This window comes from Maribacter sp. C-4077 (genome assembly GCF_055378385.1).
Genome location: NZ_AP038807.1, coordinates 469131 through 489651 on the forward strand (window position 1 = coordinate 469131; position 20521 = coordinate 489651).

The 20521-nt window shown below is 43.1% G+C and carries 14 protein-coding genes; 6 read left to right on the forward strand and 8 right to left on the reverse strand.

Annotation, left to right across the window (positions count from 1 at the left end; all coding sequences use genetic code 11):
* The first annotated feature begins 66 nt into the window (after positions 1-66).
* Positions 67-2262, forward strand: a complete 2196-nt coding sequence (locus ACZ41C_RS02075) for a transferrin receptor-like dimerization domain-containing protein (RefSeq protein WP_464563974.1) — start codon at positions 67-69, stop codon at positions 2260-2262.
* 57 nt (positions 2263-2319) lie between these two features.
* The gene (locus ACZ41C_RS02080) at positions 2320-2547 is read left to right on the forward strand and encodes a putative signal transducing protein (protein ID WP_272637759.1); all 228 of its coding nucleotides are present in this window, start codon (positions 2320-2322) and stop codon (positions 2545-2547) included.
* A gap of 37 nt (positions 2548-2584) precedes the next feature.
* Here ACZ41C_RS02080 and ACZ41C_RS02085 read toward each other — a convergent pair whose 3' ends face one another.
* On the reverse strand, positions 2585-3514 hold the full coding sequence (locus ACZ41C_RS02085) for a 3-keto-disaccharide hydrolase (protein WP_464563976.1): 930 nt from the start codon (positions 3512-3514) through the stop codon (positions 2585-2587).
* 331 nt (positions 3515-3845) lie between these two features.
* On the opposite strand from ACZ41C_RS02085, the gene ACZ41C_RS02090 reads away from it, so the two are divergent.
* On the forward strand, positions 3846-7253 hold the full coding sequence (locus tag ACZ41C_RS02090) for a HEAT repeat domain-containing protein (RefSeq protein ID WP_464563978.1): 3408 nt from the start codon (positions 3846-3848) through the stop codon (positions 7251-7253).
* 78 nt (positions 7254-7331) lie between these two features.
* Positions 7332-7853, forward strand: a complete 522-nt coding sequence (locus ACZ41C_RS02095; RefSeq protein WP_464563980.1) for a DUF5004 domain-containing protein — start codon at positions 7332-7334, stop codon at positions 7851-7853.
* A gap of 26 nt (positions 7854-7879) precedes the next feature.
* On the opposite strand, the gene ACZ41C_RS02100 is transcribed toward ACZ41C_RS02095, so the two are convergent.
* Positions 7880-8824 carry an NAD(P)H-dependent flavin oxidoreductase gene (locus ACZ41C_RS02100; RefSeq protein WP_464563982.1) on the reverse strand — a complete coding sequence of 315 codons (945 nt, stop codon included), beginning with the start codon at positions 8822-8824 and terminating at the stop codon, positions 7880-7882.
* Between the two features lie 38 nt (positions 8825-8862).
* Positions 8863-10053, reverse strand: coding sequence for a tRNA 2-thiouridine(34) synthase MnmA (gene mnmA / locus ACZ41C_RS02105; RefSeq protein WP_138259222.1), 1191 nt, complete (start codon positions 10051-10053; stop codon positions 8863-8865).
* Between the two features lie 354 nt (positions 10054-10407).
* Between mnmA and ACZ41C_RS02110 the strand changes: the two genes are divergently transcribed.
* Entirely contained in the window at positions 10408-12429 is a 2022-nt protein-coding gene (locus tag ACZ41C_RS02110; protein WP_464563985.1) for a fasciclin domain-containing protein, read from the forward strand.
* Positions 12430-12844: 415 nt separating this feature from the next.
* Here the strand turns inward: ACZ41C_RS02110 and yidC are convergent, their stop codons facing one another.
* The 3 genes from yidC to ACZ41C_RS02125 form a co-directional block, all read right to left on the reverse strand.
* Complete coding sequence (gene yidC / locus ACZ41C_RS02115; RefSeq protein ID WP_464563987.1) at positions 12845-14698, reverse strand: membrane protein insertase YidC; 1854 nt, start codon at positions 14696-14698, stop codon at positions 12845-12847.
* A 66-nt stretch (positions 14699-14764) separates the two neighbouring features.
* Positions 14765-16402: a CTP synthase gene (locus ACZ41C_RS02120; protein WP_464563989.1), complete on the reverse strand. Its 1638-nt coding sequence runs from the start codon at positions 16400-16402 to the stop codon at positions 14765-14767.
* 59 nt (positions 16403-16461) lie between these two features.
* Positions 16462-16695, reverse strand: a complete 234-nt coding sequence (locus ACZ41C_RS02125) for a DUF3820 family protein (protein WP_138259226.1) — start codon at positions 16693-16695, stop codon at positions 16462-16464.
* Positions 16696-16745: 50 nt separating this feature from the next.
* Between ACZ41C_RS02125 and ACZ41C_RS02130 the strand changes: the two genes are divergently transcribed.
* Positions 16746-17615: a hydroxypyruvate isomerase family protein gene (locus ACZ41C_RS02130; RefSeq protein WP_138259227.1), complete on the forward strand. Its 870-nt coding sequence runs from the start codon at positions 16746-16748 to the stop codon at positions 17613-17615.
* A gap of 89 nt (positions 17616-17704) precedes the next feature.
* On the opposite strand, the gene ACZ41C_RS02135 is transcribed toward ACZ41C_RS02130, so the two are convergent.
* Both ACZ41C_RS02135 and ACZ41C_RS02140 read right to left on the reverse strand, forming a co-directional pair.
* Positions 17705-18202 (reverse strand): DUF922 domain-containing protein, encoded by a 498-nt coding sequence (locus ACZ41C_RS02135; RefSeq protein ID WP_464563992.1) that lies wholly within the window; start codon positions 18200-18202, stop codon positions 17705-17707.
* Positions 18203-18298: 96 nt separating this feature from the next.
* On the reverse strand, positions 18299-20521 hold the full coding sequence (locus ACZ41C_RS02140; protein WP_464563994.1) for a LysM peptidoglycan-binding domain-containing protein: 2223 nt from the start codon (positions 20519-20521) through the stop codon (positions 18299-18301).

Sequence of the window (20521 nt, forward strand, 5' to 3'; positions counted from 1 at the left end):
TTTGCAACCCTATTGAAAATTCTAAAATTATTAGGTAACTTTCTCAGAATATCTATCAACACCATTATGAAATATACCATTACTTTATTGCTACTGTTCATTTTTGTTTCGTTTGGAAATGCCCAAAATTCAATCCTGGGGTTTTCCGAAAAAAGTGCCATCGAACAACAGGCACTTGAAAAAGCCTTTGAAGAAAAACTCAAGGCCACCAACATTGACAATTGGATACAGAAAATGAGTGCCGAACCCCATTGGGTAGGCACCAAATTTGGTGAGGAAAATGCCAAATGGATGCGGGACCAATTCAAGTCTTGGGGATACGACGCCAAAATAGAAACCTACCATGTCCTGTTCCCTTATCCCACGGAAAGGGTTTTGGAGTTGACCGAACCTACGCAGTATAAAGCAAAACTGACAGCGGTTCCTGTGGAGGGCGACCCCTACACTGCCCAAGGTGATGCCCTACTGCCCAGCTACAATGCCTTTTCAACGGATGGTGACGTGGAAGGCGAACTCGTTTTCGTAAACTACGGTATTCCCAAGGATTATGAGGAACTTGAAAAACTGGGTATCAGCGTAAAGGGTAAAATTGTAATTGCAAAATACCAGGGAAGTTGGCGCGGAATTAAACCAAAACTGGCCGCCGAAAATGGGGCGATTGGATGTATCATTTATTCGGACCCACAAGATGATGGCTATGGACGTGGGGATGTATATCCAAAGGGTGCCTTCAAAAATAAGACGGGAGTACAGCGTGGTTCCGTAATGGACATGCCCACATATCCGGGAGATGTTCTGACCCCTGGTTATGGCGCTACCAAAGATGCCAAAAGGCTAACGAAGGAGGAGGCTCCCACGATTACCAAAATTCCGGTGTTGCCCATTTCCTATGAAGACGCACAACCTTTATTGGAAGCTCTGGAGGGGCCCATTGCCCCGGAATCTTGGCGTGGTGGTTTGCCCATCACCTACCACATTGGGCCGGGAAAGGCCAAAGTCCATTTGAAGCTGAAGTTTGACTGGCAACTCGTTCCAGCACACAACGTTATTGCCACCATGAAGGGAACTGAATTCCCAGATCAATGGGTGGTACGGGGAAATCATCATGATGCATGGGTACATGGTGCCAATGACCCCGTAAGCGGTATGGTAGCCCTTATGGAAGAAGCCCGTGCCGTAGGGGAAATGGCAAAAAAAGGACAAAAACCTAAGAGAACCTTGGTGTATTGTGCTTGGGATGCGGAGGAACCTGGACTTATAGGTTCTACGGAATGGGTAGAGGATCACAAAAAGGAACTTCAGGAAAAAGTGGTAGCTTATATAAATACCGATGGCAATGGCCGCGGCTTTTTGGGCGTGGGAGGTTCACATTCCCTGCAATCGATGGTAAGCGAGGTTGCCGGAGCGGTTACGGATCCTCAAACAAAGGTTTCCGTCAAGGAACGGAGGATAGCCAGGGATATGGTAAACGGTGGCAACGATACTTTTGAACTCTATGCCCTAGGTTCTGGGTCTGATTATACGCCCTTTATCCAACATGCCGGTATCGCTTCGTTGAATCTAGGTTTTGGTGGGGAAAACGAAGGAGGCGAATACCATACCATTTACGACACCTATCCCCATTACAAAAGATTTAAAGATCCCGAGTTTGCCTATGGGGTTGCCCTCGCCAACACCGCCGGAAGGATTACCTTACGATTGGCCAATGCGGATATTATTCCCTTGGATTTTTCCGCATGGTACAAAACAGTATCCGGTTATTTGGAGGAGATTATGGAAGAAACCTCAAAAATGCGTACATCTGTAGAAAAACATAATAAACTCATCGACAGAAATGCGTTCGAATTGGCTTTGGATCCTAGAGAGAACATTAAAGCCCCTGAGCGAAAGGAACCTGTTCCCTATTTGGACTTTTCTCCGCTACAAAATGTGCTGAGCGAACTAAAATCAACCATTGATGCGTATAGCTCCATTGATTTACATAAACTGTCCAAGGCGGAAAAGGAGAAACTCAATGCGCTGTTGATGGATGCCGAGCACAAGCTTACTTCAGAAGATGGATTGCCCAGAAGGCCCTGGTTCAAACATCAAATTTATGCCCCAGGATTTTACACGGGTTATGGGGTGAAAACCCTGCCTGGGGTTCGGGAAGCGATAGAACAGAAGAATTGGTCCGAAGCCAAGGAGCAGATATCGGTTCTTAGTGGAACTTTAAGTAATTTTAATGAACACTTAAAGGCTATAATCGGTACTGTAAAATAATTGTTATAAGCGCCTTTGGGGGACAAGTTTGATTAAAATTTTAAATCAAATAAGAATATGGAATCGGATTATATAAAAGTATTTGGAGGAAATGTCAACGAAAGTAACCGTGTGGAACAATTATTACAGAAAAATGATATAAGCCCGATTGTCAAAAGTGAAAGTGAGTCGGCCAGACTAGCGGGTTTTGGCACACCTTTGCCCCATATCTCGGAAATATATGTACATAAGGACGAAGAAGCAAAAGCATTGAAAATAATATCCCAGTTGGATTGGGAAGCATAAAAAAAGCCTCCTTTAGTTGGAGGCTTTTTACTTTTACCTATTTCGCTGTTATCGGTGTAATTTCGATAGCTTTAAATTCTATGGGACCGTGATCACCCTGTATCATAATGGGGCCTGCTTCGGCTTCATGATTGTCCAAAGCGCCACCGGTCATTCCCAGGATATTCTGTCCGTCAATGACCGTTTTGCCATTGGCAACTATAGTCACCCTTCTGCCAATTAACGTGATATCAAAACTTTGCCACTCCCCTGCTTTCATGGCGACGTTTTCATTGGGTGTGAGTAGTCCATATACGCCCCCAAAATAAATCGACGCCGGGGACAGTCCAATATTGTCCGCAATCTGGACCTCATACCTTCCTCTTAAATAAAGTCCACTGTTACTACCTTTTGGATATTTGAACTCCACATGTATTTTAAAATCCTTGAATTTTTCCTTCGATACCAAATTCACCCCAGATGCATTGCTCGTCAAGATACCATCAACCACTTTCCATTGATTACCTTCTTTAATCTCCCAACCATCTAGATTTTTTCCATTGAACAGGTCTATTTTCTTGCCCATTTTTTGGTCATCATAATAAGGCAACTCTGGTGCTCTTTGTCCTGTCCAAGAATAGGTTTTACCATTGGTATATACCATGGTTCCTTCCAATCCTTCACCTATCATTTCAAATTGAAATTCCATATCGGCCGCTCCAGGTTCCCATTGTGGCGGAATCTGAAATTGGAATACATCCCCAAATTTTTTGACTTCGGCTACCGGTCTCGCACTTCCAAAAGCATAGGTAAACCTACCAATTAAAGTGTTGTTTCCAGAATGCATGACCTCCAACCAGCTTGGCAAATCAGTACCTTCTTGAGAGATGGTGAGGTTCCACCTACCTTCCAACGGGTGACCTTCTTGGCTCCAGACCACAAAAAAACAACTAAAAAGAATCGGGAAAAGTAATACTCTTAATTTCATAAAGCAGTTCATTAATTTATCAATTTATAAGTAAACTACCTCGGGGCAAGCCCTCGAGGCATTCTTTGAAAAAGAACTTTTAATTCGAGTCCAGCCTTGGTGTATTAAACCCTTTGGCGGTGCGAATAAATGCAGTCTCAAATATAATCGATGCCCAGCGTTTTGTACTCATGGAAAATGGGGAAAATTCATGTATTTAGGCAATAATCGGTACATAAAATTATAAATTTCAAATTTTCGCATAGGTTAATTTATAAATCCACATACTTTTTCCGTTAGTTTGAATTTGATAATTACTATTTTTAGAGCTTCTAAATCTGTAAAGAATATCATGCGATTCCTTTTTAAAGCCCCATTAATTCTCGTTGTATTAGTAGCGATTAATTCCTGTCAAAATAACAAACCTGTTGAAACTCCGGTAGTGATCTATGAAGACAGTACGGCCATAGCAGAAAAAATAGAATCAGCAAGGGCAGGGGTTTCCGCCATCGTAGCCGATGGCCTAAAATTAAGTCTTTGGGCCACCGATTCCCTAGCTCCGGACCCTATCGCCATGGATGTAGATAACGAAGGTAGGATATACATTACCCGATCCAATAGAAATAAAAATTCCGAATTCGATATTCGTGGGCATCGGGATTGGATGACCGCATCCATAGGCCTGCAATCCGTTGAAGATAGAAGGGCTTTTCTTAGGGAGACCTTCGCACCAGAAAAAAGTAAGGAGAATCAATGGTTTCCCGATCTTAATAATGATTCCATTCATGATTGGCAGGACTTGGCGGTTCAAAAGGATGAAGTTTGGATGTTGGAAGATTCGGACGGAGATGGCATTGCCGATGTATCGACCCAAATCCTCAACGACTTTGATGACGAAATCAATGATGTTGCCGGGGCGCTTTTGATACGGGACGAGGATGTTTTTGTGGGCATTGGACCGGATATGTATCGCCTAAAGGATACCAATGGGGATAAAATCTTGGATGAAAAAACAAGTATTGCGACTGGTTTTGCCGTACATATCGGTTTTGGGGGACACGGCATGTCCGGGGCAACCCAAGGACCTGACGGCAAGATTTATTGGGGCATTGGAGATATTGGCGCGAACATTACCACGGTTGATGGTGTCAACCATAAATACCCCAATCAAGGGGTCATCGTACGTAGTAATCCGGACGGAAGCAACTTTGAAATATTTGCCCGTGGGCTACGAAATACCCATGAATTTGTATTCGATGCCTATGGAAATATTATTTCCTCCGATAATGACGGGGACCACAAGGGCGAGAGCGAGCGATTGGTCCATATTGTGGAAGGCTCAGATGCCGGGTGGCGTGCGAACTGGCAATATGGCAAGTATACGGACCCAAACAATAATGGATATAATGTTTGGATGGACGAAAAACTATATGTGCCAAGATGGGAAGGACAAGCCGCTTATATCATTCCCCCGATCCAGAATTTTCACAATGGCCCAACCGGAATGCTCTATAACCCGGGAACGGCCCTGGGAAAAAAATGGTTGGACAAATTCTTTTTGGTGGAGTTCGTGGGCGATCCCAGCAGGTCCCATATTTGGTCCTTTGACCTAAAGCCGAAAGGAGCATCTTTTGAACTGGGTTCGGACGAATCCATTTTAACAGGAGTTCTGCCCACGGGTATCGCCTTTGGACCTGACGGAGCCTTGTATCTAGCCGATTGGATCAATGGATGGGGATCTAAGGATTTTGGTCGGGTTTGGAAATTGGACGTTACGGAGGCGGAAAACGATTTGGAACAACAACGTTTGGAAACCCAAAGGCTTATGACCCATAATTATAGGGATGATGACACGGAAAACCTCATCAAGTTATTAAGTTATGAGGATATGCGTATCAGGTTAAAGGCCCAGTTTGAACTTGCCAATAGGACATTTTGGGGATATCGGGCCTTGGAAAAGGCCATAGTGGAAGAAGAAAATCAATTCGCCCGGATCCATGCCATTTGGGGCATCGGCCAAATTGCCTCGGAGAATCCAAAAAAAGCGGAACCTTTGGTGACTTTGTTATCGGATAACGATCCTGAGATTATTGCCCAAGTGGCCAAAGTTTTGGGCGACGTTCGGTACCCAGATGCATCGGATACATTGCTATCCTTACTGACCCATGAGAACGACCGGGTGAAATTTTACGCCGCGCAGGCCATGGGACGTTTAGGCTATGAACCTGCGATTGAGCCATTGATTCAAATGCTTGCTGCCAATGATGACCAAGACCTCTATTTGAGGCATGCTGCGGTTCTTGCCCTTTCCAGAATAGGGAAGGTAGAACCCATGGTCGCCTTGGCAGGGCATGAAGATAGAAGTCTACGTTTGGCCGCCGTACTGGTGCTGAGAAGACTTGAGAGTCCGGAAATAAGCGTATTCCTATCAGATCCGGACACCTACATCGTTACGGAAGCGGCCAGGGCCATCAACGATGATTGGTCCATAGAAGCTGCCTTGCCAAATCTTGCCGCACTACTGAGAAGCGAAAAGTACAAATCTGAACCCTTGTTGAGAAGGGCCATCAATGCGGCGTTGCGTGTGGGAAGTGACGAGGCCTTACAGGACCTGATCGATTTTGCGAAAAAGGAGAGCGTTTCCAATGTTTTGAGGGGCGAGGCGCTATCGGCCTTAAGCACATGGAACAAACCATCTGTTTTGGACCGGGTCGATGGTAGGTATAGGGGCGAAATCATCAGGGACAACAGTCAATTAAAAGACCGGTTGGAGAAGGAAATCCCCATTTTTCTGGAGCAAAGAAATCCGGAAATCCTCATTGGGGTAGCAAAGGCTTTAAGTGCTGTGGGTATCGATAGCTACAATGACAAACTCTTCAACATTTTCAGGAATAGTAAAAACCCTGATGTTAGGGCCACTATACTATCGGCTTTGGGAAATCTGAACTACGGAAGAATGGAGGTAGCCATGTCCTTGGGCATGAAAGATACCAACGAGGAAGTGAGAACTGCGGCGGTGGGATTATTGGCCCAATTGAACCTACCCAAAGAAAAGCTTCCCACCTTGGTCGACCCCATTTTTCAAAATGGTTCTACAAGGGAACAACAAAGTATGTTAAATGTATTGGGCGATTTGCCAAAGGATAAAACCAATGCCATCTTGAACAGTCTCATTGACAAAGCCAGTAAAAATAGGTTGGGACAGGATATCATCCTCGATTTGATGGAATCAGTATCGGCAACCGAAGATTCGGTTTTAATCGCTAAAATGGACAAGTTGAATGAAGTGGGCTACACGGCCGATTCTTATCTGGAGACCTTGTACGGCGGAAATCGATGGAACGGAAGGGATGTTTTCAATAGCAATCCAACGGCCCAGTGCGTACGCTGTCATGCGGTAAACGGCTCCGGAGGAGAGGTAGGTCCCCCGCTGGATAATATCGCGAATATTTTGACCCGTGAACAAATTTTGGAAGCCCTTATTGAACCCAGTGCGAGATTGGCGCCCGGATATGGAACCGTAAACCTCACCCTAACCGATGGGCAGGTGGTCTCCGGCGTACCTTTGGAAGAAAATAACAAAGAATTGTTGTTACGTACGTCTGAAGCGGAACCTATGCGCGTTCCAAAAGGAAGAATAAAAAAGAGGGAGAACTCGGTATCCTCCATGCCCGCCATGGGCCGTCTCATTACCAGAAGGGAGCTACGGGACCTTATGGAGTACTTGGGTAGTTTGAAGCAACAGGATAAAGGAGCTTAAAGAAAATACTCCATTAAAAAAGTCAAACATCTTAGGCAACCTTTTTCAATAAGCGCATCTTTTCAAAAAAGAAGCCTTATGAACTTACATGTTTTTAAAAATTTGGGAGTTGTCGTACTATGCATGCTATTCGTTAATTGTGATTTAAACGAGGACCCTGTAGAATGTCCATCGCCTTTAACCGGAGATTTGTTGGAAACGGAAGTTACGCTGGTAGGAACCTGGAAAATCATTGGAATAACGGCGGATACGGAGGTGGATATAAGCAATGATTCCGAAGACAATCCAAGCACGGATATTTACAACCAGTCCAGCGATTGTTCCAAGGATGCATTTTACACGTTCAACGAAAATAGGACCTATACCTATAACACGGGTACACAAACGGATGGCTGCACGAAGAATACCACATCAGGGACTTGGCAATTGAATCAAAAGGATCTTTTATTGGTAGTGTCCTGTGGCTCCAATGTTTATAATGTCTCCTTTAACGAGGATGATTCACAATTTTCATATACCCTTTCCCTAGACGTTCAGGAAGTAAATGGCGTGTTGACCAGTGCAAGGATAACGTTCACTTTTTCAAAGGAAGAAAATTAACTTAAGATTCGTTTTAATGAGGATTTCTATTTCCCGTTGCAAAGTAGTTTAAGACATCCATTGTATTGATCGATGATTTCCTCCATGATTTCCTTGGCAGGTTTTATATCATGGATAATGGATGAGACCTGACCTATTTCGAGTTCGCCCTCTTCCAGGTCACCTTCGAACATACCTTTTTTTGCTCTGCCCCTTCCTAATAGAATCTTGAGTTCTTCCGGTTTGGCATGCCTAGCATAAGCGGCCTGCACATCGGAATAAAACTTATTCTTTAATAGACGAACCGGAGTCAACTCCTTCAAGGTCAATAGCGTGTCCCCTTCTTGTGCCTTAACCACCTGATGCTTGAAATTTATATGACTGGACGCTTCATTAGTGGCCACGAACCTACTTCCAATTTGTACGCCATCGGCACCAAGAACCATGGCAGCAAGCATACCAGCCCCAGTGGCGATTCCGCCAGCAGCTATAACAGGAATTTGGATTTTCTCCTTCACCAAGGGTATAAGGACAAAGGTAGTTGTCTCGTCCCTACCGTTGTGTCCACCCGCTTCAAAGCCCTCGGCCACAATGGCATCCACCCGGGCCTCTTGGGCCTTTAGGGCGAATTTTAGACTGCTAACAACATGTACAACGGTTATTCCACGTTCCTTTAAATACCCCGTCCAGGTTTTGGGGTTTCCTGCTGAAGTGAAAACGATGCGTACTCCTTCTTCTTCGATGATTTCAAAAATCTCTTGAACATTTGGATAGAGCATTGGAACATTTACCCCAAAAGGTCTATTGGTAGCATTTTTGCATTTTTGGATATGTTCCCTAAGTACCTCCGGATACATGCTTCCTGCACCCAAAAGACCCAATCCACCTGCGTTGGAAACAGCGGATGCCAATTTCCATCCACTGGCCCAGACCATCCCTGCCTGAATGATGGGATATTTTATTTGAAATAATTCGGTTATCCTGTTTTGCATCCCTTATTTACCAATTTAATGCTTGACGGAAAGTTCACCTACGAAATTACCCCAGAACCTACTAGCTCCTCACCAAGATACCAGGCAACGAACTGGCCTTCCGTGATGGCCGATTGTTTTTCCTCAAAATCCACATACATACCACCTTCTATTTTATAAAGGGTGGCTTCCTGAAGTTCTTGCCTGTATCTAATTCGTGCCTTCACCTTAAGGCTTTCATCGGAATGCAAGCTTAAATCTGGTCGGACCCAATGAATTTCCTCTTCCTGTACGAACAAAGTTCTCCTATAGAGTCCGGGATGCGACTTTCCCTGGCCCGTGTAAATGATATTCTGTTCAACATCCGTTTCAATTACAAATAATGGCTCCTTGGTCCCTCCCACATTAAGCCCCTTACGCTGTCCCTTGGTGAAATAATGGGCCCCTTGGTGCTCCCCTACTATCTTTCCGTCTTCAAGGGAGTACTGAGGTTTTCTGGCAAAAAAGGCAAGTTCCGATACTTTGTCGTCAAAATTGGGAACTGTAAGCTCAAATTTATTTTCACTTGAAGGAACCTCAACAATTTTACCTTTTTTGGGTTTGAGTTGCTGTTGCAGGAATTCTGGCAATCGTACCTTACCAATAAAACAAAGACCTTGAGAATCCTTCTTATCGGCCGTAATCAAATGCATCTTTGCGGCAATCTGCCTGACTTCAGGTTTGGTCAATTCCCCAATGGGAAATAAGGTCTTGGACAGCTGTTCCTGTGAAAGTTGGCACAAAAAGTAAGACTGGTCCTTATTTGTATCCTTACCGGCCAATAACTGATAGGTTTCAGTTCCATCCGCATTTGTAATGGTCCCTTTTCTACAATAATGCCCGGTTGCAACAAAATCCGCACCTAGCTGCAAGGCTATCTTAAGAAAAACATCGAATTTTATTTCCCGGTTACACAGCACATCTGGGTTTGGCGTACGCCCCATTTCGTATTCACGGAACATGTAGTCCACGATGCGCTCCTTGTACTCAACGCTCAGGTCCACTGTTTGAAAGGGAATACCCAACTTTTCCGCAACGATAAGGGCATCATTGCTGTCCTCCAGCCAAGGGCACTCTTCAGAAATTGTTACGGAGTCGTCATGCCAATTCTTCATAAAGAGTCCAATGACATCATAACCCTGTTCTTTTAAAAGATAGGCTGCCACACTGGAATCCACACCGCCAGAAAGTCCAATTACAACTTTTTTCATGATGACTGCTTTGTCGCTACAAAAGTACAAAATTACGGTACCGGTACATCAACAACTACATTATTGAAAAGTTGGCCAATCCAAATTAATAATTGTCATCCAAAGCTGGATAACGATTTCTATTACAACTACCAATCTGAATCATCTTAAAAACAATCAATTATGTTAAAGTTTGATAAAATTTTCGATATGGAAATGGTCCTTGCTTTAATTAATATCAAGAGATTTTATTACACTTCATCGATGAATGGCATGTAAAAAACCATCCTCTCAGACCCTAAATTTTAACAAAGCTTTAAATACGAACATTTCATATTGTTTAACTTTATTTAAAATTACTTAAACAAAAATAATATGAAAACAATTACTACCTATTTTAAACCTATTCTGACACTATTGGTGTTGGCTTTTGCCTTTTCCTGTAGCGAGGACGAGAATGAAGAACCCATAGTTGTGGATTCAGCTACTATTGTTGACATTGCCCAAGATGAAGATGCTCTGACATCCCTCGTGAGCGCACTAACTACTGCAGATATTAATGAGGGAACCGATTTGGTTGGAACATTGAGCTCCGATGGCCCTTTTACCGTATTTGCTCCTACCAATGATGCCTTCGCAGCGCTGTTAGGGCAATTGGAGGGTTTTGATTCCTTGGAAGATTTTGATACGGATGAAGAACGTGCCCTACTTGCCAAAATTCTAACTTATCATGTGGTAGCAGGTACGGCCGCCGCCTCTACAGACTTGACAGATGGTATGATGGTCACGACCGTTCAAGGAGAGGAGCTTACCATTAGTTTGGAAGGTGGCGTTTTTATTGATGATGCTACTGACATGAATGCCCAAGTAATTATTCCTGATGTGACAGCTAGCAATGGAATCGTTCACGTTATTGATAAAGTATTGCTGCCCCAAGAAATTATCGATGCCTTGAATGCGGGCGAAATGGAAAATGAAACTGGTACCTTGGTAGATATTGTGGTGGATACCGAAACACTTTCCATTTTGGAAGCTGCAGTAATCAAAGCCGATTTGGTCGCTACTTTAAGTTCTGATGGCCCCTTTACCGTTTTTGCACCTACGGATGATGCTTTCGTGGCTTTGTTGGAGCTTCTTGGGGACGACTACAATAGCTTGGATGACTTTGACACTATGGAAGAAATGGCCCTCTTAAAGGACATCTTGTTATACCATGTAATAGCTGCTGAGGTTAAGTCGACCGATTTAGCCCCCGGGGAAGTACCAACTGCCCTTCCAGATAACAGCATAGAGGTTATCGCTTCAGGGGATACCTTTGTAATTGGGGATGCTTCCGGTACGGACGCCAATATTACCGGGGTCGATATAATGGCATCCAATGGTGTTGCACATACGATTGATAAGGTATTACTGCCTCAAAGTGCCATTGATTTCGTAACCCAAATGCAATTAAAGTCCATAGTGGATATTGCTGTGGAAACAGACAATTTAAGCCTTTTGGTCGGGGCTCTAACCCAGGCGAATGCCGGTCTGGTGGAAACTTTGAACGGCGATGGTCCTTTTACCGTTTTTGCGCCAACAAACGAAGCTTTTGCCGCGTTGTTGGATACCTTAGGGGATGATTATAATGGTCTGTCCGATTTTGATACCGATGCCGAAAAGGATTTACTGGTAACCATTCTGACCTACCATGTTGTTGCCGGAACGACTGCTTTTTCAACAGCATTGAGCGATGGACAGGAAATTGAGACATTTCAAGGAGAAAACGTGGCCATTAATATAAAGGATGGCACCGTTCACGTGGCCGATGCCACTGGAGAAAACGCGACGGTAACAATGCCTGATGTTGAGGCAAGCAATGGCGTTGTACATATTATCAACAAAGTATTGTTACCTCAGGCAGCTCTGGACGCGTTGGTACCTCCCGTGCCCAATATTGTAGAAGCTGCCCAAGCTACAGAAAGATTGAGTTCCCTAGTAGCTGCATTGATTCAGGCCGATGCTGGTTTGGTAGCTACCTTAAGTGGCGAAGGTCCATTTACGGTATTCGCACCAACAAACGAAGCATTTGCGGCCCTGTTGGATAGTCTGGGTGAAAACTTCAATAGCCTGGAAGATTTTGATACCGATGAGGAGAAGGCGCTGTTGGCCCAATTGCTTACCTACCATGTAGTTGCAGGAGCCGCAGTGGCCTCTACTGACCTATCCGACCATGAGGAGATTGTAACCGTACAAGGGGAATCCCTATTCGCTATTTTAAACCACGGTGTACAGATTAGGGATAAAACACACGTTGATGCCAACGTAACAATGCCAGATGTAATGACCAGCAACGGTATTGTACATATTATAGATAAAGTACTTTTACCACAGGAAATTATTGATGCCCTACATTAATTTTTGAAACGTAACTTTGATAAAAAGCCTTCCTTATTCTAGGGAGGCTTTTTTTGTATGTTCTCAAACATCATATAAACAACATTTAGCATACAACTAAAGACCCTTTGCAACTAAGTTTTTTTTTATCTGTGAACAAGTCGCAATTTTACATTCCCAAATCTTACCAAACCAAACCTTAATCAATGGCAAAAGCCTCTACGAACTACGTAGAGGCTTTTCATTTTATAGTCTTAAACCCGGTATTTGCATTAGGGAACCTCGTGAAGGTGAAAAGCGCAAAAAAATAAAGTGGTTTGGAAATTTTAGCATAGCACCGCTATGGTGAAATTGAAAACACAGCGCAGCGATTTATTTTGAAGCGATATTTAGCTGTAGCAGCTTTTCTAATGTATAATCCGGGTTAAAAAAAGGGTTATTTCTTTTTCTGTGCTTCCGCTTGCTCCATCATTTCACGCATTTTACGCTGAAACTTGTTTTCCTTTTTAGGCTTCTTTTTATTCTCCTGTATCTGGGCATGGATCTTATCATTATCCAGAATGAAATTCTTGATAACGAGCATAATTCCAATGGTGATCAAGTTGGAAATAAAGTAATACAAACTAAGACCACTGGCATAGTTGTTAAAGAAGAACAACATCATAAAAGGCATCAAGTACATGATAAACTTCATGTTGGGCATCCCAGGTTGGGTGGGCATATTTTGTCCCGTGGTCATCATCATGTAAAAGAAGATGGCAATGGAGGCCAAAATTGGAAAAAGGCTCACATGGTCGCCATAGAATGGTATGGAGAAGCCTTCCGGAAATTGATAAATGGTATCAAAGGAGGAAAGGTCGTCCGCCCATAAAAACGACTTTTGGCGTAACGCAAAGGACGTGGGAAAAAACATAAATAGGGCATAGAAAATAGGCATCTGTAAAAATGCCGGTACACAACCGCTCATAGGACTAACACCTGCCTTTCCATACAATTTCATGGTCTCCTGCTGCTTTTTCATGGCATTGTCCTTGTACTTTTCGTTCAATTCATTGATTTCCGGCCGTAGTACCTTCATTTTTGCCTGGGACAAATACGACTTATAGGTCACGGGAGACATGGCCAAACGCACCAGAATGGTCATGATGATGATGGCGATTCCATACGGGAAGTAGGTACTCAAAAATCCATAAAAAGGAGTAAAAACATATCTGTTTATCCATCCAAAAATTCCCCATCCAAAGGGTATGGAGTCTGCGAGGCCAGCCTCCTTGTATTGGGAAAGTACTTCCAAGTCCGTGGGACCATAATAGAGGTACAAATTTTTGGCAATTTCCCCTCCCTTAATTTCCAACGGGAGTTTGGATGCATAATTTTTGGTAAAGCCAAAGGTCCTACTTTCCTCCTCTACCAAATCTTGGGATTTCAACTCCCCTGTTTTAAAGGGTTCATCGGTACCTAAAATGGAGCTAAAGAAATGCTGTCTGTAGGAAATCCATTTGATGTACTCCTCGGTTTCCTCATCATCGCCTCCGGCGGAAAGTTTACTTAATTTGCCATCCTCATGATGGTAGGTTAAACGGGTATATCTATTTTCATATTCGATACTCTTGGAATGCCGGATACCTTTCATCTTCCAATCCAGTGTAACAGGCTTGCTACTGTTGAGGATTCTGTCCAGCCCTTGGGTACGCACTGTGAAATCCACCAAATATTCACCGGGCTTCATTTCATATCGATATTCCAAAAACTGGTTGTTGGAGGTTTTGGCTTTCATGGAAAGCACTTGGTTGTCCCCAGATTTGGTCAATGTAGGTTCAAAGAATAGGTCCTTTGTATTCAAGACCCTGTTATCCGTGGTGGAAAAATCAATGGAATAGGCTGAGTTGCCATCCTTTACCAGATAAACGGGGACCGAATCATAGGTGACAAAAATTTTCATTTTTGCCTCTACCACATGACCTCCTTTCTTACTTATCTCCAAATAAAGCACATCATTCTCCAAGACCGTGGTTCCCCCTTTTGGCGTGGTAAATCCAAATGCACCTATTTGACTCTTGTAGCCTGCAACGGCTGTAGAATCATTTAGGTTTACGGCCGGCGTATCGTCGATTACAATATCCTCAGGAGATGACTCTTCAGCGGCCGCTGCATCCATTTGTTCCTGTTTCGCCTTCTGTGCCTCCAATTCTTCCGGGGTAGGTTTGTTTTGATAGAACATGAAAATCAAGATTCCAAAAATCAAGACAAACCCAATGATAGACTTTACATCTAATTTCTTCTCTTCCATTTAAGTATACTATGTGATGGTAAATGTTTGGTTCTCAAGGAGCAAATATATGCCCAAATACGTAGTTTATGCCATACTGGCATTAGTTTGTGACTTTTTGTGTACCAAGGCGGCCTTTACAAAACCAACGAACAACGGGTGCGGATTGGCCACGGTGCTCTTATATTCCGGGTGATATTGTACTCCAATAAACCAAGGGTGGTCCTTCAATTCTACGATTTCTACCAAATTAGTTTTGGAGTTGGTTCCCGATGCAACCAAACCGGCGGCATCCAGATCCGCTTTATATTTATTGTTGAATTCGTATCTATGTCGATGTCTTTCGGATATTTCCGTGGCACCGCCATAGACCTCCTGTACCAAACTTCCTTCTTTAAGGAGACAATCCCAGGCACCCAATCGCATGGTACCTCCTTTGTTGGTAATGGATTTTTGCTCCTCCATAAGACTGATTACCGGGTCCGGGGTATCCAAATTCATTTCGGTGGAACTTGCTTTCTTAAGTCCCAATACATTTCTTGCATATTCTATAACGGCCATTTGCATCCCCAAGCATATCCCCAGAAATGGGATTTCGTTGGTTCTAGCATAGTTAACGGCCTTTATTTTCCCTTCGATACCACGTTCCCCAAAACCCGGGGCTACCAAAATGCCATCCAATCCTTTCAGCTTGCTTTCCAGGTTACCGTCCGTAATGTATTCCGAATGTACGGAACGCACATTGACCTTTACCTCATTTTTGGCACCTGCATGTATAAAGGCCTCCAAAATTGATTTGTAGGAGTCCTGAAGTTCTACGTATTTACCCACCAAACCGATCGTTACTTCGTTCTTTGGGTTTTTATGCCGTTCCAAGAATTCCTTCCAATTGGTAAGATCGGGTTCATTGGTATCGGGTAAGGCCAATTTTTGAAGGGTTACGGTGTCCAATCCCTCCTCTTGCATCAGAATGGGGACATCGTAAATGGTGGACGCATCGATACTTTGAATGACCGCCTCCCTTTTTACGTTGCAAAAGAGGGCCAATTTATCCTTTATATCATCGGAGATTTTATGTTCCGTCCTGCATACCAAAATATCGGCCTTTATACCACTTTCCATTAAGGTCTTTACTGAGTGCTGGGTAGGTTTGGTCTTTAATTCACCTGCGGCGGATAAATAAGGTACCAAGGTCAAATGCACCACAATAGCATTATTGTCTCCCAATTCCCAAAGCAATTGACGCACGGCCTCAATGTAGGGCAGGGATTCGATATCCCCCACGGTTCCGCCAATTTCGGTTATGACAATGTCATATTCACCACTGTTGCCCAATACCTGTACCCGTTCCTTGATTTCATTGGTGATGTGGGGAACTACCTGAACGGTCTTTCCCAAAAACTCGCCTCTTCGTTCCTTATCGATGACACTTTGATAAATCCTGCCCGTGGTAACATTGTTCGCTTGGGAGGTACGGACGTTTAAAAAACGTTCATAGTGTCCAAGGTCCAAATCGGTTTCCGCACCATCATCGGTAACATAACATTCACCATGTTCGTAAGGGTTGAGTGTACCAGGGTCTACATTGATGTAGGGATCTAATTTTTGTATGGTAGTCTTGTAACCTCTTGACTGAAGTAATTTTGCCAAAGATGCGGCAATGATACCCTTTCCAAGGGATGAAGTAACGCCTCCCGTAACGAAGATGTATTTGGTTTGTGCCATTTTTCGATTTCTATGTTACGGGACACAAAGGTACAAATTGAGAACAGAACTAACCGACTTTACTTTGGAAAATGTTTTTGAATTCCCCGAATTAGGGATTCCAAATTATTTGTCTTTATTTCAAGCATAGAACGCAATAATTCACCCAATTTTCCATTTGGAAAACCCTTTTGCTGGAACCAGACCAAATAAGCCTCTGGCAAATCCACCAAATAGCGGCCCTTGTATTTTCCAAAAGGCATCCTGTAATGCGCCAATTCTATTAATTTTCGGTTATCGGGCTTTAATTCCATTTTTAAATCTAAAAAAATTATCTTTAGGAAATCAACAATTAAAAACCATTATGAAACGACGGGACTTTATAGGTACTTCTGCGGTGGCATCCGTAGGTTTTATGGCTTCCGCTAGTACAGGTACGGGCGCAAACCTTACTGAGAAACCATTTAAATTAAAGCATAATATCAACCATAGCGCTTGTTATTGGTGTTATGGTTCCATTCCCTTTGAAACGTTTTTGCAGGAACTGAATAAATTGGACATTAGGGCCATCGATTTGGTGGACGCGGAACAGTTTCCTTTGTTAAAAAAATATAACATACACGCCTCCATGTGTTGGGGAGCCGGTCTTGGTATCGAAAAGGGGTGGAACGACCCACAATATCATAAAGAACTCATTGAAGATTACAAAAGGGTCATTCCTTTGGTAGCCGAAGGAGGATATACCAACCTGATTTGTTTTAGTGGGAATAGAAACGGTATGAACGACATGGTGGGCCTACGCAATTGCGCCAAAGGGCTTAAGGAAATAATACCGATGGCCGAAGAGCACGGCGTTGTCATTCAGATGGAGCTTTTGAACAGTAAGGTAAACCATAAGGATTACATGTGCGATACCACCCAATGGGGGGTATCCCTTTGCGAGACCATTGGTTCGGACAACTTTAAATTATTGTACGATATCTACCACATGCAAATCATGGAGGGTGATATAATTAGGAACATACAGGACTACCATCAATATTACGGTCACTATCACACGGGAGGAAACCCGGGCAGGCACGAGATTGACGAAACACAGGAGATATTCTACCCAGCGGTCATGAAAGCTATTTTGGAAACCGGATATACCGGACATGTAGCGCAGGAGTTTGTGCCCAGTTGGGAAGATAAAATAGCCGCTTTGAAACAAGGTGTGACCATCTGCGACGTTTAATATCTTTGGATCATTACTTAAAATCCCTTTTCTTTGAAAAGGGATTTTTTATTTGGACCGATTTGACAACCATTAAAAGCCCGCATACTTCAAGAACTGCTTTCCCCTTTTAAAAGACTGTTTATTTGCTTTTGCCATAGTTTTTGTTTCTCGATATTTCGGGAAAAATCGGTTTCCAAATCGTAGCGCCGCTGGAATACATCCAACTCCTTTAAAATACGTTTGTAAAGCACGCGTACTTCCTGTTTGATGTTTTTAGTAAATTTTGTTTCGGACATTTCACGATCCATTTTTCTGGCAAATACTTCGGAAATATCAAAATGCAACTGTTCGTGGAGCAGGGTTATATCGTTGCAAATTTGGGGCCTGTACCAAGATTTGGCGGGATAAAAAAATGCCTGCACTTGGTAATCCACTTTCATCTCGCCCTTTTCATAAAAAGTGGAAAAACTGTAACTGATCCCGCTAGCCGTAGTGGCCGCTGCTTTGGCGCCTAAGGGAACATCCCCTTTAAAGTCCTTCCATTCCAATTTACCTTGGGGAGACCATGGAACCTCTTCCTGAGCCCTAATAAGGGAGCATGACATTGTAAAAAGTAGTATGAATACCGATATGCATCTCATCCTAATTACTGGGATTTGGCGATTTATCTTGGTAAAATGACTAAGAATTGAAATGGTTTTTTACTCCAATTCCTTGATATACATATTGTCATACCCCATGATGTAGGAAGCCTTGTTGAAATATCCAGAAGAGATATCCTTTTCATAGTCAAATTTACTTCCACTATATTGGGTCTCCCCTATGAATTTTGAAACACCCAACAAATCGTTCTTATATGCCAGTTTTAATAGGAGATCAAAGGTAACATCGAAACCTCGCACCGCGAATCTGTCCGGCACGACCCCGTATTTTGCCTTATATCTTCGCTCAAAGGCATCTGAAGGGGCTTCCCTGTAGACGGATGGATATGTAAATCGTAGATTGGACAAATGGGTACTTGAGATTACGTCGTTGTCAAAGGCATTGTTCTTATCGGTCGTAAACATGCGAACACGGATTTTTTTCGCCTTGGGGTCCTCCATATCCAAAACGGAATTATGGAAGGAATTCAAAATAGAAACCACACTGGAAATCAGTTTAAAATTATCCGACTCTACAAAAACCCAGTTCTCTGTTTCATTGGACAATTGCAGTTCCAATTTATCACGGTTAATACCAATGTTTTCTTCCTCTTCCTTTACGGTGACCAATTTCGCCGATGGAAATTTGCTTAAAATAGAATCCTTTACAACCCTGTTTTTGGCATCTGCGATAATGATAATATTCTCGTCCTCCCGTTTATCCGATATAAATTTCAACAGGTGCTCCCGTAAGGTCTCCTCTGGCGTGTAGGAGAAAAATACATTGCCTAGACTTATATCGCTTTTTGCGGGTACAGGTGCGATAACGGGCAAATTGTAACTGGCCGCCTGCGTTGAGGCCTCTTTTAGGGACAGAACATCCAAAGGACCAAAAATGGCATTGTAGGACCCTAAATTTTCGCGTTGTAGAATTTCCTTGGTCCTTTGAAGGTCCAGCCGATTGTCAAAGGTCTTCACATCAACCGATACCCCAAGGGATTTTATGGAATCCAGCGCTACCAAAGCACCTGAATAGAGACCAAGACTGTATTTTAGACTATTCCTGTTTTGTATGGTCCACTCAACTGTTTCGGTATCGTTCAAATCCAATTTATCCAATCTAAATGGCAATAGGAACATGATTTTGGGCCTGTTTTCCACATTGATACTATCCAGAAGATTTATCTTATCCAATACAAGGGAGTTTCGTACCTCAAAATCGCCCACTTGGTTTTTGGGCAATTTGAGTACCATTCCTGCCTTAAGCCCATCCCTAAGTTCTGGGTTCAGCTGAATCAACTCTTCCCAGCTCATTCCAAACTTTCGGGTCAATCGAAATTCGTTCTGCTTGGGTTTAACTTCGTAAAAAATATAATTATCCGTATTAATTTCCCCTGGATCCAATCTTCTTTCTGGCAAACGGATTACCATACCTTCTTTAAGCCCTCCACGCTCCGTAATCTCGGGATTTAAGCGCACGACCTCATCGGATTTGACCCCAAATTCCTTTTCAAGCCTGTAAAAGTTCATTTTTGGTGGTACCGTGTAGGAAGTAAACAGTTGTGTCTCCTGATTCTCCACTGTGGAGCCGGCTATTCGCGGTAGCAACAGTTCGTAACCTTCCTGTAAGTAGTTGGATGTTTTGGACAGCGAGGGGTTCAGCACCAACATACTATCTATGGTAATTCCGTACTTATGGGCAATACTCCACCGTGTCTCCTTGGGCGCCACGATATATTTCTCAAAATCCCCGATATCAATAGTGTTTTGAGGTTCCGTTGGTTTTCTGTATTTGGGGATTCTTATCACCATTTTACGGTCCAATTGAGCAGCATACAATTGGGTGTTGTACTTTTTGATTTCCTCCTCGGTTACTCCATATTCCTTTGCAATACCATACAAAGTTTCTTTTTTCTTGACCTTATGTTCCACAAAACCTATGGGCTCCCTTTTGGCAACGGAATCGTTCATAATTCGATTGACCAGTTCCTCCACTTCCCCGTTTGCGACCTGGCCCTTTTCCTTTTGGTTTGGCTTGGTATTGGTTACGGCACCGCTTGAACTGGGAATTACCAATATGGTATTGATGCTCAAGGACGCTCCGTTTTTAAGCTCTTTGTTATATTTTAGGATTTCTTCCTGTGAAACACCGTATTGTTTGGCTATACTGTATAAAGTTTCATTTTGCTTTACCGAATGGGTCGTAAATTTTTGGCCAAGGGCCTTACACCCCAAAAACGTGCAAAAGCAAACAGTTAGAAAAACCTTAATAAATCCTCTCAT

Excerpts from the sequence above, each read along its gene's own strand:
- ACZ41C_RS02075 (WP_464563974.1), top strand. The coding sequence starts at position 67 with ATGAAATATACCATTACTTTATTGCTACTGTTCATTTTTGTTTCGTTT.
- ACZ41C_RS02080 (WP_272637759.1), top strand. The coding sequence starts at position 2,320 with ATGGAATCGGATTATATAAAAGTATTTGGAGGAAATGTCAACGAAAGT.
- ACZ41C_RS02085 (WP_464563976.1), bottom strand. The coding sequence starts at position 3,514 with ATGAAATTAAGAGTATTACTTTTCCCGATTCTTTTTAGTTGTTTTTTT.
- ACZ41C_RS02090 (WP_464563978.1), top strand. The coding sequence starts at position 3,846 with ATGCGATTCCTTTTTAAAGCCCCATTAATTCTCGTTGTATTAGTAGCG.
- ACZ41C_RS02095 (WP_464563980.1), top strand. The coding sequence starts at position 7,332 with ATGAACTTACATGTTTTTAAAAATTTGGGAGTTGTCGTACTATGCATG.
- ACZ41C_RS02100 (WP_464563982.1), bottom strand. The coding sequence starts at position 8,824 with ATGCAAAACAGGATAACCGAATTATTTCAAATAAAATATCCCATCATT.
- mnmA (WP_138259222.1), bottom strand. The coding sequence starts at position 10,053 with ATGAAAAAAGTTGTAATTGGACTTTCTGGCGGTGTGGATTCCAGTGTG.
- ACZ41C_RS02110 (WP_464563985.1), top strand. The coding sequence starts at position 10,408 with ATGAAAACAATTACTACCTATTTTAAACCTATTCTGACACTATTGGTG.
- yidC (WP_464563987.1), bottom strand. The coding sequence starts at position 14,698 with ATGGAAGAGAAGAAATTAGATGTAAAGTCTATCATTGGGTTTGTCTTG.
- ACZ41C_RS02120 (WP_464563989.1), bottom strand. The coding sequence starts at position 16,402 with ATGGCACAAACCAAATACATCTTCGTTACGGGAGGCGTTACTTCATCC.
- ACZ41C_RS02125 (WP_138259226.1), bottom strand. The coding sequence starts at position 16,695 with ATGGAATTAAAGCCCGATAACCGAAAATTAATAGAATTGGCGCATTAC.
- ACZ41C_RS02130 (WP_138259227.1), top strand. The coding sequence starts at position 16,746 with ATGAAACGACGGGACTTTATAGGTACTTCTGCGGTGGCATCCGTAGGT.
- ACZ41C_RS02135 (WP_464563992.1), bottom strand. The coding sequence starts at position 18,202 with ATGTCATGCTCCCTTATTAGGGCTCAGGAAGAGGTTCCATGGTCTCCC.
- ACZ41C_RS02140 (WP_464563994.1), bottom strand. The coding sequence starts at position 20,521 with ATGAGAGGATTTATTAAGGTTTTTCTAACTGTTTGCTTTTGCACGTTT.